Source organism: Mycolicibacterium nivoides (genome assembly GCF_003855255.1).
Classification (GTDB): domain Bacteria; phylum Actinomycetota; class Actinomycetes; order Mycobacteriales; family Mycobacteriaceae; genus Mycobacterium; species Mycobacterium nivoides.
Genome location: NZ_CP034072.1, coordinates 2,870,166 through 2,886,753, shown reverse-complemented (window position 1 = coordinate 2,886,753; position 16,588 = coordinate 2,870,166). Strand labels below are relative to the sequence as shown.

General features: G+C 67.1%; 16 protein-coding genes. 12 read left to right on the top strand and 4 right to left on the bottom strand.

Translation table 11 applies throughout. The features are described 5' to 3' along the window. Nucleotides 1–14: 14 nt before the first annotated feature. Both EH231_RS13715 and EH231_RS13710 read right to left on the bottom strand, forming a co-directional pair. Nucleotides 15–2,957 carry an aminotransferase gene (locus EH231_RS13715; protein WP_124712568.1) on the bottom strand — a complete coding sequence of 981 codons (2,943 nt, stop codon included), beginning with the start codon at nucleotides 2,955–2,957 and terminating at the stop codon, nucleotides 15–17. Next, nucleotides 2,954–3,832, bottom strand: a complete 879-nt coding sequence (locus EH231_RS13710; RefSeq protein ID WP_164480882.1) for an alpha/beta fold hydrolase — start codon at nucleotides 3,830–3,832, stop codon at nucleotides 2,954–2,956. The genes EH231_RS13715 and EH231_RS13710 overlap by 4 nt, the downstream gene beginning before the upstream one ends. An 84-nt stretch (nucleotides 3,833–3,916) precedes the next feature. Between EH231_RS13710 and EH231_RS13705 the strand changes: the two genes are divergently transcribed. From EH231_RS13705 to EH231_RS13685, 5 genes are all read left to right on the top strand, one after another. Beyond that, complete coding sequence (locus EH231_RS13705) at nucleotides 3,917–4,552, top strand: TetR/AcrR family transcriptional regulator (protein ID WP_234927246.1); 636 nt, start codon at nucleotides 3,917–3,919, stop codon at nucleotides 4,550–4,552. A gap of 126 nt (nucleotides 4,553–4,678) precedes the next feature. Next, nucleotides 4,679–5,308 carry an Rv1363c family protein gene (locus EH231_RS13700; protein WP_090427993.1) on the top strand — a complete coding sequence of 210 codons (630 nt, stop codon included), beginning with the start codon at nucleotides 4,679–4,681 and terminating at the stop codon, nucleotides 5,306–5,308. Continuing rightward, complete coding sequence (locus EH231_RS13695; RefSeq protein WP_164480881.1) at nucleotides 5,305–6,066, top strand: hypothetical protein; 762 nt, start codon at nucleotides 5,305–5,307, stop codon at nucleotides 6,064–6,066. Before EH231_RS13700 ends, EH231_RS13695 begins: the two co-directional genes overlap by 4 nt. Next, nucleotides 6,063–6,968 carry an alpha/beta fold hydrolase gene (locus tag EH231_RS13690; protein WP_124712567.1) on the top strand — a complete coding sequence of 302 codons (906 nt, stop codon included), beginning with the start codon at nucleotides 6,063–6,065 and terminating at the stop codon, nucleotides 6,966–6,968. The genes EH231_RS13695 and EH231_RS13690 overlap by 4 nt, the downstream gene beginning before the upstream one ends. Next, nucleotides 6,958–8,214 (top strand): WS/DGAT domain-containing protein, encoded by a 1,257-nt coding sequence (locus EH231_RS13685; RefSeq protein ID WP_124712566.1) that lies wholly within the window; start codon nucleotides 6,958–6,960, stop codon nucleotides 8,212–8,214. The genes EH231_RS13690 and EH231_RS13685 overlap by 11 nt, the downstream gene beginning before the upstream one ends. A gap of 13 nt (nucleotides 8,215–8,227) precedes the next feature. Here EH231_RS13685 and EH231_RS13680 read toward each other — a convergent pair whose 3' ends face one another. Then, a complete protein-coding gene (locus tag EH231_RS13680; protein ID WP_090428002.1) occupies nucleotides 8,228–8,827 on the bottom strand; it encodes a TetR/AcrR family transcriptional regulator in 600 nt (199 codons plus the stop codon). Between the two features lie 24 nt (nucleotides 8,828–8,851). On the opposite strand from EH231_RS13680, the gene EH231_RS13675 reads away from it, so the two are divergent. From EH231_RS13675 to EH231_RS13660, 4 genes are all read left to right on the top strand, one after another. Continuing rightward, nucleotides 8,852–9,616 carry an SDR family NAD(P)-dependent oxidoreductase gene (locus tag EH231_RS13675; protein WP_090428004.1) on the top strand — a complete coding sequence of 255 codons (765 nt, stop codon included), beginning with the start codon at nucleotides 8,852–8,854 and terminating at the stop codon, nucleotides 9,614–9,616. Between the two features lie 22 nt (nucleotides 9,617–9,638). Continuing rightward, a complete protein-coding gene (locus EH231_RS13670) occupies nucleotides 9,639–10,163 on the top strand; it encodes a DoxX family protein (protein ID WP_044519897.1) in 525 nt (174 codons plus the stop codon). A gap of 77 nt (nucleotides 10,164–10,240) precedes the next feature. Then, on the top strand, nucleotides 10,241–11,983 hold the full coding sequence (locus tag EH231_RS13665) for a DUF3556 domain-containing protein (protein WP_090428008.1): 1,743 nt from the start codon (nucleotides 10,241–10,243) through the stop codon (nucleotides 11,981–11,983). Beyond that, entirely contained in the window at nucleotides 11,955–12,350 is a 396-nt protein-coding gene (locus EH231_RS13660; protein WP_090428943.1) for a hypothetical protein, read from the top strand. The genes EH231_RS13665 and EH231_RS13660 overlap by 29 nt, the downstream gene beginning before the upstream one ends. 103 nt (nucleotides 12,351–12,453) lie before the next feature. Here EH231_RS13660 and EH231_RS13655 read toward each other — a convergent pair whose 3' ends face one another. Beyond that, nucleotides 12,454–13,245, bottom strand: coding sequence for a FadR/GntR family transcriptional regulator (locus EH231_RS13655; protein WP_090428011.1), 792 nt, complete (start codon nucleotides 13,243–13,245; stop codon nucleotides 12,454–12,456). Between the two features lie 203 nt (nucleotides 13,246–13,448). Here EH231_RS13655 and EH231_RS13650 point away from each other — a divergent pair, with 203 nt between their 5' ends. The 3 genes from EH231_RS13650 to EH231_RS13640 are packed head-to-tail and all read left to right on the top strand — an operon-like array spanning nucleotide 13,449 to nucleotide 16,537. Then, on the top strand, nucleotides 13,449–14,597 hold the full coding sequence (locus EH231_RS13650) for a thiolase family protein (protein WP_124712565.1): 1,149 nt from the start codon (nucleotides 13,449–13,451) through the stop codon (nucleotides 14,595–14,597). After that, the gene (locus EH231_RS13645) at nucleotides 14,594–15,391 is read left to right on the top strand and encodes a crotonase/enoyl-CoA hydratase family protein (protein WP_124712564.1); all 798 of its coding nucleotides are present in this window, start codon (nucleotides 14,594–14,596) and stop codon (nucleotides 15,389–15,391) included. Before EH231_RS13650 ends, EH231_RS13645 begins: the two co-directional genes overlap by 4 nt. 3 nt (nucleotides 15,392–15,394) lie before the next feature. Continuing rightward, nucleotides 15,395–16,537 carry an acyl-CoA dehydrogenase family protein gene (locus EH231_RS13640; RefSeq protein ID WP_124712563.1) on the top strand — a complete coding sequence of 381 codons (1,143 nt, stop codon included), beginning with the start codon at nucleotides 15,395–15,397 and terminating at the stop codon, nucleotides 16,535–16,537. Nucleotides 16,538–16,588 lie beyond the last annotated feature (51 nt).

The following is a 16,588-nucleotide window of genomic DNA, read 5'->3' as shown; positions in this document are numbered from 1 at the left end:
TGGGCGGGTCTCGCTCACCAGCCTTCGGTCAGCACCCGGTCCAGTGCGTCGGCGTAGAAATCGGCTGCTTCGACGTCAATGCACAACGGCGGCTTGGTTTTCAGGATGTTCTGGTGGTCGCCGGTCGGCTGGATGATCACGCCGAGCTCGAGCATCCGATCGCAGATCAGTGCCGTCTCCTCGGTGGCCGGCTCCAGGGTCTGAGGGTCACGGACCATCTCGACACCCAGGTACAGGCCGACACCGTGGACGGTGCCGATGATCGAATGGTGCGTCGCCAGCTCTTCGAGTCGCGACTTCAGATGCGCGCCCACGCGGGCCGCGTTGGTTTGCAGCGCTTCGTCGTTCAGCACGTCGAGCACGGTCATTCCGATCGCGCACGACAACGGGCTGCCGCCGGTGGAGGAGAAGAAGTAGCCCTGGCTGCGGAACGCTTCAGCGATCTCGCGGCTGGTGACCACCGCGCCGAGCGGGTAGCCGTTGCCGACCGACTTCGCCATCGACACGATGTCGGGGACGACGCCCTGCTGCTGGAAGCCCCAAAACCATTCGCCCAGACGGCCGTATCCCACCTGCACCTCGTCGGCGACGGCATAGCCTCCCGCATTGCGGACGGTCGCATAGATCTGGTGCAGGTATCCGTCGGGCAGGGCCATGCCGCCGGCATTGCCGTAGACCGTCTCGCAGATGAACGCCGCCGGCGCTCGCCCGTCCGCGATCAATCCCTCGATCTGGGCCACCGCATCGGCGGCGTAGCGACCCACCTCGCTGCCGCGGTACTTTCCGCGGAAGCTGTTGGGCGATTCGACGGTGTGCACCCAATCCGGCCGGGTGGTAAGCGCATTGGGGTTGTCCGCGGTGGAGGTCGACACGGCGTCGGTGCCGTACGTCCAGCCGTGATACGCCTCGCGCATCGCCACGACATCGGGGCGGCCGGCCGCAGCGGTGGCCAACCGCAATGCCAGATCGCTGGCCTCGGAACCGGAGTTGACCAGAAACACCGTGTCCAGTGGTTCCGGTAGCAGCCCGGCAAGGCGTTCACTGAACTCGACGACGGCAGCGTAGTTGAACCGCGAGTTGGTGTTCAGCTTGCGCAGCTGCCGGGCCGCGGCTGCCGCGACCCGCGGGTGCGCATGGCCCAGCACCGTGACGTTGTTGACCATGTCCAGATAGCAACGCCCGCTGGTGGACATCAGGAAATGCCGCCAGCCTCGTTCGATACGCGGCGGCCGGCGGTAGTAGTGCTCCTGGACAGGCGCGAACGCCCTGTCCCGCCGGGCCATCAGGTCGACGTCGGTCGGCTCTGAATCGAGCGGCGCCAGCCCCAGCAGCGGCCGCGGATCACGCACGCACGCCAGCCAACCCGGCGCGAGGCCCGGGGTGGTGAGCTCAGGGGCGCGGGGCGCACCGACCGGACGCAGCGCCACGTGCGTCCACCGGCCAGGCTCGGCCATGCCCAGAACATCGCCCGCGCAGGAGGCGGAACTGATGCCGGTGAGTGTCAGCTCGTACTCAGCGCCGCGGAGCGTCACCGAATCCGGCGAACGGTCGATGACCTCACCGTCGAACGGCGCGGCCAGCGCCAGCCGATCTGCCGGCCAGATGCTCACCCCGGTGGGCACCACCGCGGGCTCTTCCTGGCTCAACGCCGGGGCCCGCGAGACCCGCGGTTGGCCGAACGTGGTCACAACCAAACGGGCACCGTCATCGATTGCGGCCCTGGCCAATTCGTCCTCGACGTCGGGCCGTACCCAGCCGCCGGCGATGAACGCGTCGTCCAGATCGTCGGCCGTCGCGGACAGATCCAGCGTCGTCACCGATTGCGGTGCGGCAATCATCGGGCGGGCGACCTGCACGGGCGAGGGTGGTGGCGCCAGGCCCAGGTCGGCCTTGATCAGCGCGGTCATCACGTCGATCGGCAGCGAGGTGGCGCGCTCGAACATCAGCCACTCGCCGTCGGACTGCTCGGTGATGTAGTCGTTGTCCGGATCGAAACCGGCCTGATGGGCACCGCTGACGATCAATACCGCGGTGCGCAGAACGAGCAACGGCCACAACGCTTCTGCCTCGGCGACGCTCAGCGGCCGGATGGCGTGGAAGGCCCGGATCCCGGGTAGCACGGACGTCGGATCGCTGCCCGGGTGTTGCAGGACCGAGGACAAGGTGATGGCCAGTTCGCTCACGGCCCAGCTGTCGGACAGATCGCCGAGATCGATGATCCCGTCGGGATGGACAACACCGCCGATGGCGTGGGACACCACCACATTGGCGTCGGTGAGGTCCATGTGCACGGCCTGCCGGGGCAGGCTGTCGGCCAGCGGTTCTATGCGTGCCCACGCCTGATCGGCCGCAGCCTGCAGCCGGGAACGCGCGGCGCCGTCGTCGACATGGGAGACCAGCCTGCGTACCACCTCGGCCCCGAAGCGCAGGTCCCACTGCAGAACACGGTCCAGGCCGGGATGGCTGAAACCGGCCAATGCCCGGCTGACCCGCCCGGCGAGGGCGCCCAGTTCGGCGACCGTGGCCGGAGGCAGATAACCGGATTCGATCAGGGTTCCGCCGGGAATGTGGCGCAGCAGCCGTACATAGGCGGTGCCGTCGGCCCGCTTCGAGCCCAGACCGGTTACCGCAGTGAGCTTCTGGCCGCGCTGGTTGGGCAATGACTGGGCCACCCGCAAGCCCGGTTCGGCCGCCGCAATCCGGTCCGCGGCCAGCTCCTGGGCAGCCAGCTCGACCTCGTTGAAGGCCGGGTTCGCGATCTTCAGCACGCCGGTGGCCGCGTCGCCGTCGCCGACCAGGAAATTCTTATCCTGCTGGCTACCCAGCGATTTCACGCTCGCATCCAGGCCGAAATGGGCGGCCAGGATGTCGCGAGCCTGCGATTCACCGACTTGAGGAGCGGGCAGCTCAGGTTCGCGCAGAAAGTTGAAGCCGACAGTGGCGGTCTCGGCGCTCACCGCCCGACGAACTCCACGACGACTTCGGAGAACGCGTCGTTGTCGTCACCGGCGGCCGTGTGCCCCGCATCGGACAACTCGACGAACTCGGCCGCGGGCACCTTCTCCAGGAAGTCCTGCACGCCTTCGGGGCTGACCACATCGGACAGCTTGCCGCGAATCAGCAGGATCGGGATGGTCAGGTTCATCGCGGCCTGCTCGAGCTTCTCCACCCGGATGAACGGGTCGTCCTCGGGCTTGGTGAGGAACGCCGGATCCCAGTGCCAGTACCAGCGCCCGTCGCGCAGCCGCAGATTCTTCTTCAGCCCGTCCGGGCTACGTGGCTTGGTGCGATGGGGCAGATAGGAGGAGACGGCGTCGGCGGCCTCCTCCAGGGAATCGAAGCCGTCCACGTTGGTGAACATGAAATCGCGGATGCGGGCGCTGCCGCTCTTCTCGAACCTCGGCACCACATCGACCAGCACGAGCTTGGTGACCAGTTCCGGGCCTGCTTCATGCGCAGCCAGGATGCCGGTCAGACCACCCATGCTGGCTCCGATCAGCACCACCGGGCGACCGATCTGATACAGCACCTGCTGGACGTCCGCGCAGAGCACTTCCACCGAATAGTTCGCGCTGGGTGAGCGGTCGCTGTCGCCGTGACCACGTGCGTCGAGCGCGATCACGTGCAAACCGCGATCGGCCAAGATCTGTCCCGTGTTTTTCCAGGAGAACCGGTTCTGCCCACCTCCGTGCAGCAGCAGGACCGTGGGCCGCCCGGCAGCCGATGCGGCATCCCGGTTCCATTCGTCGCCGACCAGGTTCAGGTCGTCGACTCCCCGGAACGTGACGGTGCGCGAATCGCTGTGCTCGGTTTTCCCGGTGCTCACGGACATTCCTCTCGGCAGGCCCCGGGAGGTCACGTTACCCAGGCGGGTTTTCGCCGCATCTGCGACCCGACATTCCTAGAATCGTCAACCGTGCAGAGCAAGCCAGGTGCGGACGCGGGTGACGCGATGGCCGATGAGCGCCACGCGATCATCAAAGCCGCCTTCACCTGCCTGTCCGAGCCCCACACCGGAGCCGTGCCGATCGCCGCGGTACTGGCCAGGGCCGGGCTGTCCACCCGGGCGTTCTATCGGCACTTCGAATCCAAGGATGCGTTGTTCCTGGCCATGCAGGAAAGTTCGGGCAGGTCGTTGGGCCGCCGGCTCGACCAGATCGCCGACGACACCGATGGTGCACCGGCAGATCAGCTGGCGCAATGGATCAGGGTGTCGTTCGGCGTGATACGCGACGCGCGTTTGCGTGGGCGCGCGTTGGTTCTGGATTTGGAGGAGGTCCGCTCGGCCAAGGGCTACCAGTCCGTGCAAGAGCAGTGGCGCCTCGACCGCGAACGGGCGCTGGCGGGTCTCTTGCGTCGTGGCCGGGACGACGGGTCGTTACCGCTGACCAGGCCGGAGCGGGATGCGGCGGCGATCCGCGCAGTGGTCAGCCATGAGTTGTCTCGTCTGGGTGCCGACGGAGATTGGGAGTGCGCGTGTGCCGCGGCGGTGGACTTTGCGTTGCGTGCGGTCGGGGCGCACGTCACGTCCCAGGAGCTCGGCGGCCGGTAGGACGGGGACCGCGCGGGCCTATCCGGGACTGCCGGTACCGCTGATGACGGTGTGACCGGTGCCACGTACTTTGGACCGCACGCGTGCCATTGCACGCGCCACGCAGTGCCACCGAGGAGCAGATGAATGGCAGCCGACAGCGCCGACACCGAGCCGGTCGAGCCGACCGAGACCGAGGAGTCGAGCCAGTCCGCCCCTGAAGCCCAGGCCTCAGAACCCGAGGCCGAAGTGGTCGAAGAGGCTGCTGAGGCTTCCGCACCGAAGCGACGCGGGTTCCCGCGCGGGCCGACCGCGGGGCTTGTCGGAGTGGTGCTCGTCGTCGCGCTCGCGGCACTGACCGGTTGGCTGGGCTACAACTTCTATCAGGTGCATCACGAGCAGCAGCGACGCGCGATGTTCGTGGACACCGCACGGCAGGGCGCCACGAACCTCACGAGCATCGACTGGGAGCACGCCGAAGACGACATCCAGCGAGTGCTGGACACGTCGGCCGGAAAGTTCTACGACGACTTCGAGAAGCGATCGAAGTCCTTCCTCGAAGTGGTCAAGCAGATCAAGTCGAAGTCGGTGGGCACGGTGACCTCATCGGGGCTGGAGTCCTACTCCGACGACAGGGCGGATGTTCTCGTGTCGGTGACCGTCCGGTCGACGAATGCGGGCGTACCTGAGCAGACGCCGCAGGTGTGGCGAATGGTGTTGACGGTGCAGGACATTGAAGGCAAGGCGAAGGTTTCCAACGTGGAGTTCATCCAATGAGCGGCCGGCACACGATGCCGCCGGCCGGGCGTCGTAAGGCCGCGGCGGCTGCTGCGGAGAACTCCGAATCGGCAAGCCCCGAGCCGGAAACCGTCGAAGAATCGATCGCCGAGGAACCGGCCGCAGCTGTGGAGTCTGCTGACGTCGAGTCGGTGGTGGAGGAGTCGGTCGACGCCGAGGAGGCCAGCAAAGACGCCGAGGCTGACGAGACAGAGGCCAACGAGAGCGAAGCTGACGAGACCGCTGAAGAGCCTGCCGAACCCGAACCGTCGCGCGCACGCCGGCGGGTCGGCTTGCCGGTGGTGCTGGGGGCAATCGCTCTGGTGTTGGCATTGACCTGCGCGGTGCTGCGGTGGCTGACCGTGTCGGAGGACCAAAGCGCCACGGCCCGAGATGAAGCGGTTCAGGCGGCCAAAGAGATCACCGCCCAGATGCTGTCGTATGAGACCGAGACCGTCGATCAGCAGCTCACCGCGGCCCGCGACCGGATGACCGGGGACTTTCTCGGGACTTACACCGCGATGATCAACGAGGTCATCCCGGCAGCGCATGCTCAGCAGATCGCGGCCGTCGCCGAGGTGTTGCGCGCGGGGACGGTGAGCGTGAAGCCCGGCACCGTCGAACTGGTGTTGTTCGTCAACCAGAGCGTCCAGGTCGGAAATCACATGCCGCAGAAGACTCCGTCGGTTGCCCGGGCCACCATGGTCAAAGAGGGCGACCGCTGGCTGATGTCCGAGTATGAACCGGTGCCGCTGTGACCGAGCCACGCTGGATCGATGTCGCCACCCCGGCTGTACAGCTGCGGGCGCTGGTGTGGGGGCCTGAGGATGGCCCGGTTGCGTTGTGTCTGCACGGTTTTCCCGACACAGCCCACGGCTGGCGCAAAGTGGCGCCGGTTCTGGCGGAGGCCGGCTGGAAAGTGGTGGCGCCGTTCATGCGGGGTTACCTGCCCTCGTCGATTCCGGCCGACGGGAGCTATCACGTCGGGGCTCTGATGGACGACGCCCTGCGCGTGCTGCAGGCGGTCGGCCCGACCGGGCGCGACGTCATCATCGGCCACGACTGGGGTGCCATGGCGGCGTCAGGTGTTGCGGCGTTGCCGGACAATCCGTTCACGAAGGCCGTGATCATGTCGGTGCCGCCGTTGGCATCGTTTCAGCCGTTGGGCCGGGTGCCCGAAGCCGGCAAGCTGTTGGCCCAGTTGCCGCGTCAGGCGTTGCGCAGTTGGTACATGGTGTACTTCCAATTGCCGTGGCTTCCTGAGCGTTCCGCGTCCTGGGTGGTGCCCCGGCTGTGGAAGACGTGGTCGCCCGGATACGACGCGGCCGAGGACCTGCGCCATGTCGACGCCGCCATCGGTGCGCCGGATCGGTGGCGCGCTGCCCTGGGCTACTACCGGGCCACGATCCGCATGAGCAAACCGCCGGCGCAGTACGCCGAGCTGCACAAGCACTGGCTGCTGGCGCCGGTGCTGCCGTCGCTGTACCTGCACGGCACCGACGATGGCTGTGCCGCACCGGATTACATCCGGTGGGTGCGCGAGGTGCTGCCGGCGGGCAGCGACGCCCACGTCGTCGAGTCCGGCGGTCACTTCCTGCAACTCGATCAGCCGGATGTCACGGCCGCCCGCATCCTGGATTTCGTCGGACGTGCCGACTAACCGACTCACTGCGGTCGATGCGCAGATGTTCTGGATGTCGTCCAGGATGCCCAACGACACCTTCCTGCTCTACGGATTCGACGGTGTACCTGCCGATCTGGCGGGGGCACTGGGTGAGTTGGCGGCGAACGCCCGTACCGGACCGGATCTGTCGCAACGCATCGACGACACCGCCCGGCTGCACTACCCGGCATGGGTTCCGTCCCGTGTCGACGAATCCCGATTCGTGGTACACGATCTCGACGATTCGACGTGGCTGGGTTGCCTGGCGGCCGTGAGTAGGCTCGTGGACGATCAACTCGACGCTCAGGTGCTGCCGTGGCGGCTGCACGTCTTCCCCGGAGTCGAGGGGATGCCCGGTGTCGCCGGCGCAGGCACCGCGGCGGTCCTGCAGATCACCCATGCCCTCGGCGGCGGTGGGCGCACCTGCGGCCCGGCCGCGGTGATGTTCGGCCGACAGGCAACGGTCGCGCCGGTGGTGCCGGTGTACGGCCACCCGGCGATGTTGCCCTGGCGAAGCATCGAAGCGGCAAGGGCCCATAGGCAATTGGTGGCCGACACCGAGGCCGGGCGGGTGCCGCCGGCCGCGACACCACGCCCGCCGCTCCGGACCAACGACCGCCCCTCGGGTGTACGCAGCATGCGGACGGTCGTCCGGGATCGAGCGCAGCTGTCGGGCGCCACGGTGACGGTGTCTGCACTGGCCGGGATATCCGAAGCCCTCGCTGGTCAACTCCGTGAGCTCGGGACGGATCCGGCCACCCTGGGCGCCGAGGTGACCATGGCGAAATCCGGTCCGCGCCAGGCGTACAACCATTTCGGCACGGTCGGCGTGGGCCTGTACCCCTCGCTGCCGGTGGCGCAGCGCCGCGACGCGATCGCCGCCGAACTGGCGGCGCGCCGGGAACGCGCCGCACACCCTGCGATGCGGGCCTCGGAACGTGCGTTCGCCGCCACGCCGGCCCCACTGCTGCGGTGGGGGATCGGCCAATTCAATCCCGACACGCGTTCGGCGACGGTCACCGGGAACACCGTGGTTTCCAGCGTGAATTGCGGTGCCGCGGATTTCGGTCTCGGCGGTATGCCGGTGCGGCTGGCAGCAGCGTTTCCGGGCTTGTCGCCGATGGTGGGGCTCACCCACTGCGTGACGGGCGTGGGGGACACCATTTCGGTCAGCGTGTTCGCCGCGGAGTCGGCGGTCGGGGATGTCGACGCGTACCTCGACCGGCTTGAGGCGGCGTTGTGATGGTCCCGCGGGGCTAGCGGCGCAGCATCGCGATGCCGACGTCCAGCGCGGACTCCAGGTAGCTCAGATCGCCCGACGCCAACATCACGCTGACCCCGCCCTGGATCCCGGCAAGGAGCGCGGCGCCCACCCGGTCGGCGTCCAGATCGGCGGCGATCTTTCCCTGCGACTGCATGTGCCGGATCCCTGCTGAGATCTCGTCATGCCATTGCCGCAGCAGGGCTTTGGTGACCGCCTGGGCGCCGGGAGTGGTGCGGCCGATCTCTGACATCAGCAGGCTCAGCGGGCAGCTCTGGCCCTGGCGGCGGTAGCGCTCGACCACGGCGTCGCGCCAGCGCTGCCAGGCGGCCCATGAGGTCAACTCGCCGAGGTAGGGCTGCTGATCCTCCAGCACCATCTGCGCCTCGCGTTCGGCCACCGCGAGCAATAGCTGGTCCTTGCCGTCGGGGAAGTAGTGGAACAGCTGGCTCTTGGAGGTCTGGGTGTGGGCGCGGATATCGTCGAGCGTGGTGGCGGCCACACCGCGGCCGCGGATCACCGCGGCGGCTCCCTCGATGATCCGACGCCGGGTGGCCTCGCCCTTGGCCGTCAGTTTCTGGACTTGCAGGTCCATTTTCAGCGGCCTATACCTGGACTCATGAGTCCAAACATTACGCGCCTGCAAGGCCGCACAGCACTTGTCACGGGATCCACTGGCGGCCTCGGGGTCGCCATCGCCAAGGCCCTGGCCGACCAGGGCGCCTTCGTCGTCGTCAGCGGTCGCAACAAGGAACGCGGCGATGCCGTCGTCGCCGAGATCCGCAGCGCCGGAGGGCAGGCCGAGTTCGTCGCGGCAGACCTCGGGGCCGGAGGCGACGAGGTGCAGCGCCTCGCGCAGCAGGCCACCGCGGCCGCCGGCGGGCAGATTGACATCCTGGTCAACAACGCAGGCATCTGGGGAATGCCGGAACCTACAGGCGAGGTCTCCGAGCAGGCACTGCTGGAGTCGTATCAGACCAACGTCGTCGCGCCCTTCCTGCTGACGGGGGCGCTGGCGCCCGGCATGGCCCAGCGCGGCCACGGAGCGGTGGTCAACGTCGGCTCGATCACCGGGCTGATCGGCGGAGACCGCTCGGCGCTGTACTCGTCGACCAAGGCGGCGGTGCACTCGCTGACCAAGTCGTGGGCGGTCGAGTACGGCCCGAGCGGGGTGCGGGTGAACGCGGTGGCACCCGGGCCGATCGCCACGGAGCGAGCGTTGGAGGCCGCCGATCATGTCGCGCCAGTACTGGCCCGCATCCCCTCGCGCCGCATGAGCACCCCCGCGGAGGTGGCCGCGGCGGTGACATTCCTGGCCGGTGATGACGCCGGAAACATCCACGGCGTGATCCTCAGTGTGGATGGGGGCTGGGCGGCCGCTTAACAGATGTCCTACATTCTGTTACATGGCTTCCTCCGCTTACGACACTGCGATCCTGCTCCTGCGCGTGGTGCTCGGCCTGACCATGGCCGCACACGGCTACAACAAGTTCTTCGGTGGCGGGCGGATCCCGGGCACCGCGGGATGGTTCGACAGCATCGGCATGAAGCCGGGTCTGTTCCATGCCCGGGTCGCGGCCGGCACCGAGATCGCCGCCGGTCTCGGCCTGGCCCTCGGCCTGCTGACCCCGGTGCCCGCGGCCGGGTTCGTGGCGCTGATGCTGGTGGCGGCCTGGACCGTGCACCGGCACAACGGGTTCTTCATCGTCAAGGAGGGCTGGGAGTACAACCTGGTCCTGGCGGTGGCCGCAGTGGCCATCGCAGGCACCGGGGCCGGTCGCTACAGCCTTGATCACCTGCTGTTCTCCAACTGCAGCTTCTACCACCTGCTGCACGGCTGGTGCGGGTTGGCGATCGCGGTGGTGCTCGGTCTGGCGGGTGGCATCGGCCAGCTGGTGATCTTCTTCCGGCCGCCGGCGAAGACGTCCTAGTTCGTCCGGCGGGCAGATGACCGCTGACTGGCCAGAACGACTACCCCGGCACTAGAACACGTTCTAATCTGTCGGGCATGGGCTTTCTCAAACAGGAATCTCCCGAGATCGACTTCGAGCAGTGGAGCAAGGGCACTCGCGCGGAGAAGATCCAGCCGATGGCACGGCACTGGGCCGAGGTCGGCTTCGGAACCCCGATTGCGCTGCACCTGTTCTACGTCGTGAAGATCCTGGCCTACATCCTCGGCGCCTGGCTGATCGCGGTTAACACCACCGGGTTGGAAGGGGCGGGCGGGTTCTCCGCTGTGACCTCCTGGTACGCCGAGCCGATCGTCTACCAGAAGGTCGTGTTCTACACGATGCTGTTCGAGGTCATCGGCCTCGGCTGCGGCTTCGGTCCGCTGAACAACCGGTTCTTTCCGCCCATGGGATCGATCCTGTACTGGTTGCGGCCCAAGACGATTCGGCTGCCACCATGGCCGAACCGGGTGCCTCTGACCAAGGGGGACAGCCGCACCGTCGTCGACGTCGTGCTGTACGGGGCGTTGTTGGTGGCGTTGGTCGTCGCCCTGTTCTCTCAGGGCACCGGCCCCATCCCGGAACTCGGCAGCGAGATCGGCGTGCTGCCGGTGTGGCAGACCGCCACGATCGTCGGTCTGCTGGCGGTGGCCGGTCTGCGGGACAAGGTGATCTTCCTGGCCGCCCGCGGCGAGGTCTACGGCTCGCTGGCGGTCTGCTTCCTCTTCGCCGGCCCCGACATCATCATCGCGGCCAAACTCATCTGCCTGACCATCTGGATCGGCGCGGCCACCTCCAAGTTCACCAAGCACTTCCCGTTCGTCATCTCGACGATGATGAGCAACAACCCGGTGTTCCGGCCGCGGTTCATCAAGCGCAAGTTCTTCGAGCACTTCCCGGACGACCTTCGCCCGGGCCGGCCGTCACGCTTCGTGGCTCATTTCTCCACCGCCATCGAGGGTTTGGTGCCGCTGGTGCTGTTCTTCTCCCACGGGGGCTGGCCGACGGCGATCGCGGCATTCGTCATGCTGGTGTTCCACTTCGGCATCCTGAGTTCCATCCCGATGGGCGTGCCGCTGGAGTGGAACGTCTTCATGATGTTCTCCGTGCTGGCGCTGTTCGTCGGGCACGCCGGCATCGGACTGGGCGACCTGGGCAGCCCGTGGCCGATCGTGTTGTTCGCGGTGGTCGCCGGCACCGTGGTGCTGGGAAACCTGTTCCCGCGCAAGATCTCGTTCCTGCCCGGCATGCGCTACTACGCCGGCAACTGGGACACCTCGCTGTGGTGCGTCAAACCCTCGGCCGCGGAGAAGATCGAGAAGAACATCGTCGCGATCGCCAGCATGCCGGCCGCCCAGATGGAGCGGTACTACGGCAGCCCCGAGGTCGCGCAGATGTACCTCTACATGGGATATGCGTTCCGCGGCTTCAACTCTCACGGCCGGGCGCTGTTCACCCTGGCGCACCGGGCGATGGCCGGCCACAACGAGGACGATTACGTGCTGACCGATGGCGAGCGGATCGTCTCCACGGCCATCGGCTGGAACTTCGGTGACGGGCACATGAGCAATGAACAGCTCGTGGCCGCCCTGCAGAAGCGGTGCCATTTCGAGCCGGGGGAGGTGCGGATCGTCATGCTCGACGCCCAGCCGATCCAGCGCCAGACCCAGCAGTACCGGCTCGTCGACGCGGCCACCGGGGAATTCGAGCGGGGCTACGTCAAGGTCGCCGACATGGTGACGCGCCAGCCCTGGGACGACGAGCTACCGGTCCATGTCCAGCGAGATGACGTCACCACCTGAGCCGGTCGCGGTATGGGTTGATGAGTCCGGGCGGTTGACGAGCGACCTGGGCAGTGTCGACACGCAGTGTCACGCCACAGTCCGGGCCCGCCACTGTCCGGAGCGGGCGCAGTGCGTGCTGCTGCATCGGGCACCGGGTCCGCGGTTGCTGTTCGGAGAATTGATGTCCGAGCTCGACGACGAGGCCGGCATCTACCTGGAGACGCACGCCAAAAGGCTTGATGCGGACCTGATCTCGATCACGGTCGACCACGTCGGCCCGGACGGTCCGGCAGGCAGCTGGCGCTACCGGCTGCTGCCGATGCGATGGAAGACCGCAGATGGTTGGCGGGATACCGATGCGCGGCTGGCGGTGTGGCCGGACTAGCTGTGGTCCTCGAGACTGCGCACCGATCCTCGAAACTGCGCACAGATCGTCACTTTGCCGCGAAACGTGAGCTGGGTGCAGGCTCGGTGATCAGCGCGCAGGCTCAGCGCATGACGTCGCGGACCTTGACGCTCTCGATGTCCTGCAGCATCAGGATCCGTGCGGTGTCCAGATGCTTGCGCCAGTGCGCTTCGGCGGCGTCGCCGTCACCGGAGCGGATGAGCTGGATCAGCTTGCGGTAGGAGCGCATCAGCTTGTCGTAGTCGGACTTCGATACCGGCCGGCGCTCCTTGAACAGGAAGGCGTGGTGCCGCACGGTGATCTCGTGCAGCATGCCGGCGATGATGCCGAGCGTGGCGTTGCCCGACAGCTCCACCACACGGCGGTGAAAGTCACCGGTGGTCGCGGCCAGTTGGTCCGACTGGTGATCCTTCGGGATGTGCTCGTCGAGCATCCGTTCCAGCTCTGCGAACGCCGCCTCATCACCCTTCTCGGCGAGCAGGCGTGCGGCCATCGGCTCGATCGCCGCGCGCCCCACCAGGAGGTCGGCGATATCGGCTCCGGAGAGTTCGAGCAGCAGCCCGGCCGGGCGGGCGACGATCTCGGGGCCGGGAACTCTGACTCGGGCGCCGGTGCGGGAGCCGCGGCGCACCTCGACCAGACGCTCGGACTCCAACACCCGCACGGCCTCGCGCAGCGTCGGCCTGCTGACCCCGAAATGCTCCATGAGCTCGGCTTCGTTGGGCAGGAAGTCGCCCTCTTTGAGCTGGCCGTCGACGACCATGCGCCGTAATGTGCCAGCGACGAGCTCGGCGGTCTTCGGAGAGCGGACCGGTGCCTGCGGTGCTATCGCGTCAGGGCCGATCATCGGCGCCAGCGGTGTGGTTCGAGCCACCAGACACTCCCGGGTAGGACAACTACTGCGCTGGCCGGACGGTCAGCTGTACAACTCAGTAAACCATCTGTTCACCGCAGGAACGGAACATCTGGATCTACCAACCAGTAGGTTGACCTAGTAAACCTACTGGTCTATTTTCACCTCGAGCGCCCCGTTCGGCTCCACTGGGGTCGCGACACCCACCCTTCAAAGGAGAAGTCATGGCTGAAGCCGTCATCGTCGAGGCCGTCCGGTCGCCCGTCGGGAAGCGCAACGGTGCCCTCTCGGGTGTGCACCCGTCGGAGCTGTCGGCCCAGGTGCTCAACGGCCTCGTGCAGCGCGCCGGGATCGATCCCGCCCTCGTCGACGACGTCATCTGGGGCTGCGTCATGCAGGCCGGCGAGCAGGCGCTCGACATCGCCCGCACCGCACTGCTGACCGCCGGATGGCCCGAGACCGTTCCCGGTGTCACCGTCGACCGCCAGTGCGGTTCCAGCCAGCAGTCCCTGCACTTCGCCGTCGCCGGCGTGGTCGCCGGTCACTACGATGTCGTCGTCGCCGGTGGCGTCGAGTCGATGTCGCGTACCCCGATGGGATCCTCGCTGGCCAGCGGCGGGCACCCCTACCCGGAGGCCTTCCGGGAGCGCTACGACAACAAGACCCCCAACCAGGGTGTCGGCGCCGAGATGATCGCCGAGCAGTGGGGCCTGTCGCGCACCCAGCTCGACGAGTTCTCCCTGCGGTCGCACGAGAAGGCCGCTGCCGCACAGGATGCCGGTGCGTTCAAGGACCAGATCGTGGGCATCAAGGACCAGGACGGCAACGTCGTACTGGAGGACGGTGGCATCCGCCGCGGCGGCACCGTCGAGTCGATGGCCGCCATCAAGCCGGCCTTCAAGGAGGACGGCGTGATCCATGCCGGTAACTCCAGCCAGATCTCCGACGGATCGGCCGCGCTGCTGGTCATGTCTGCGGAGAAGGCAAAAGACCTGGGGCTCAGGCCGCTTGCCAAGGTGCACACCGCGGTACTGGCCGGTGCCGACCCGGTCATCATGCTGACCGCGCCGATCCCGGCCACCCAGAAGGCGCTGGCCAAGTCCGGCCTGAGTGTCGACCAGATCGGCGCGTTCGAGGTCAACGAGGCGTTCGCCCCGGTTCCGATGGCCTGGCTCAAGGACATCGGCGCCGACGAGAGCCGCCTCAACCCCAACGGCGGTGCGATCGCTCTGGGCCACCCGCTCGGCGGCTCCGGTGCCCGTATCCTGACCACCCTGCTGTACCACATGCGGGACAACAACATTCAGTACGGCCTGCAGACCATGTGTGAAGGTGGCGGCCAGGCCAACGCGACCATCCTGGAGCTCCTGTGACCGACGAAGGCGCGCTCGGCGCGATTGTTGAAAAGCGCGGCAACGTACTGCTCATCACGATCAACCGGCCCGAGGCGCGCAACGCGATCAACGGCTCGGTCAGCGTCGCCGTCGGCGATGCGCTGGAGCAGGCCCAGAACGATCCGGAGATCCGCGCTGTCGTGATCACCGGATCGGGCGACAAGTCGTTCTGCGCAGGCGCCGACCTCAAGGCGATCTCGCGGGGCGAGAACCTCTTTCACCCCGATCATCCGGAATACGGATTCGCCGGCTATGTCAGCCATTTCATCGACAAGCCGACGATCGCCGCGGTCAACGGAACCGCCCTGGGCGGCGGCACCGAACTGGCCCTGGCCAGTGACCTGATCGTCGCCGAGGAAAACGCCAAATTCGGTCTGCCCGAGGTGAAGCGGGGTCTGATCGCCGGCGCCGGCGGCGTGTTCCGCATCGCCGAGCAGCTGCCCCGCAAGGTGGCGAACGAGTTGCTGTTCACCGGTGAGCCGATGTCGTCCGCCGACGCGCTGCGCTGGGGCCTGATCAATCAGGTGGTGCCCGACGGCACCGTCGTCGATGCGGCACTCAAGCTGGCCGAACGGATCACGGGCAACGCGCCGCTAGCCGTGCAGGCGAGCAAGCGCGTCGCCTACGGGGTCGACGAGGGCGTCATCACCGGCGACAAGGACGGCTGGAAGCGCACCAACCGCGAGTTCAGCACCCTGCTGCGGACCGAGGATGCCAAGGAAGGGCCACTGGCCTTCGCCCAGAAGCGCGAACCTGTTTGGAAGGCAAAGTAAGCCATGAAGCGACAGATCTATACCGCAGAACACGAGGCGTTCCGCGAGACGGTCAAGGAGTACATCGAGCGCGAGCTCGTGCCGAACGCCGAAAAGTGGGAGACCGAGCGCATCGTCGACCGGTCGGCCTACACCGCCGCAGGCAAGTACGGCCTCATCGGGTTCAACATGCCCGAGGAGTTCGGCGGCGGCGGCTCGGATGACTTCCGGTTCAACGCCATCATCGACGAGGAGATCGCCAAGGCCGGCGTGCACGGCCCGGCGCTGAGCCTGCACAACGACGTCGTCGGCCCGTACTTCAAGGAGCTGGCCAACGACGAGCAGAAGCAGCGCTGGATGCCCGGCATCACCACCGGCGAGCTGATCATCGCGATCGCGATGACCGAGCCGGGCGCAGGCAGCGACCTGGCGGGCATCCGGACCTCGGCGGTGCGCGACGGGGATGACTGGATCATCAACGGCTCCAAGACGTTCATCTCGTCGGGCATCAACTGCGACCTGTGTGTCGTGGTCGCCCGCACCGATCCCGAGGCCGGTCACAAGGGCTTCACGCTGTTCGTGGTGGAGCGGGGCATGGAGGGCTTCACCCGCGGCCGCAAGCTCGACAAGATGGGCCTGCACAGCCAGGACACCTCCGAGCTGCACTTCGAGAACGTCCGGGTACCGAACGCCAACCTGCTGGGCAAGGAAGGTCGCGGTTTCTATCACCTGATGACCAACCTGCCCTCGGAGCGGCTCGGCATCGCCATCTCGGCGATCTACGGTGCCCGTGCGGTCTTCCAGGAGACGCTGCAATACGCCAAGGACCGCAAGGCCTTCGGTCAGCCGATCGGCAGCTTCCAGCACAACCGGTTCCTGCTCGCCGAGATGGAAACCGAGCTGGAGGTCACCGAGAACTACCTCGACCGCTGCCTGCAGGGTGTGGTCGACGGTGAGCTGACCGCAGTCGAGGCGGCCAAGGCCAAGTGGTGGGCCACCGAGGTCGCCAAGAAGGTCGTCGACCAGTGTGTGCAGCTGCACGGCGGCTACGGCTACATGATGGAGTACCGGGTTGCCCGCGCCTACGTGGACGGACGGATCCAGACGATCTTCGGTGGCACCACCGAGATCATGAAGGAGATCATCGGACGCGAGCTCGGCGTCTAGCTTCACGACAAGCCTTCCGGCGAGCAGACACAAAACTGCCCCTTTTCGCGC

What these genes read in the sequence shown, in the direction of transcription:
- EH231_RS13710 (WP_164480882.1), bottom strand. Translation starts at nt 3,832, where the DNA reads ATGTCCGTGAGCACCGGGAAAACCGAGCACAGCGATTCGCGCACCGTC.
- EH231_RS13700 (WP_090427993.1), top strand. Translation starts at nt 4,679, where the DNA reads ATGGCAGCCGACAGCGCCGACACCGAGCCGGTCGAGCCGACCGAGACC.
- EH231_RS13695 (WP_164480881.1), top strand. Translation starts at nt 5,305, where the DNA reads ATGAGCGGCCGGCACACGATGCCGCCGGCCGGGCGTCGTAAGGCCGCG.
- EH231_RS13680 (WP_090428002.1), bottom strand. Translation starts at nt 8,827, where the DNA reads ATGGACCTGCAAGTCCAGAAACTGACGGCCAAGGGCGAGGCCACCCGG.
- EH231_RS13675 (WP_090428004.1), top strand. Translation starts at nt 8,852, where the DNA reads ATGAGTCCAAACATTACGCGCCTGCAAGGCCGCACAGCACTTGTCACG.
- EH231_RS13670 (WP_044519897.1), top strand. Translation starts at nt 9,639, where the DNA reads ATGGCTTCCTCCGCTTACGACACTGCGATCCTGCTCCTGCGCGTGGTG.
- EH231_RS13665 (WP_090428008.1), top strand. Translation starts at nt 10,241, where the DNA reads ATGGGCTTTCTCAAACAGGAATCTCCCGAGATCGACTTCGAGCAGTGG.
- EH231_RS13660 (WP_090428943.1), top strand. Translation starts at nt 11,955, where the DNA reads ATGTCCAGCGAGATGACGTCACCACCTGAGCCGGTCGCGGTATGGGTT.
- EH231_RS13650 (WP_124712565.1), top strand. Translation starts at nt 13,449, where the DNA reads ATGGCTGAAGCCGTCATCGTCGAGGCCGTCCGGTCGCCCGTCGGGAAG.
- EH231_RS13640 (WP_124712563.1), top strand. Translation starts at nt 15,395, where the DNA reads ATGAAGCGACAGATCTATACCGCAGAACACGAGGCGTTCCGCGAGACG.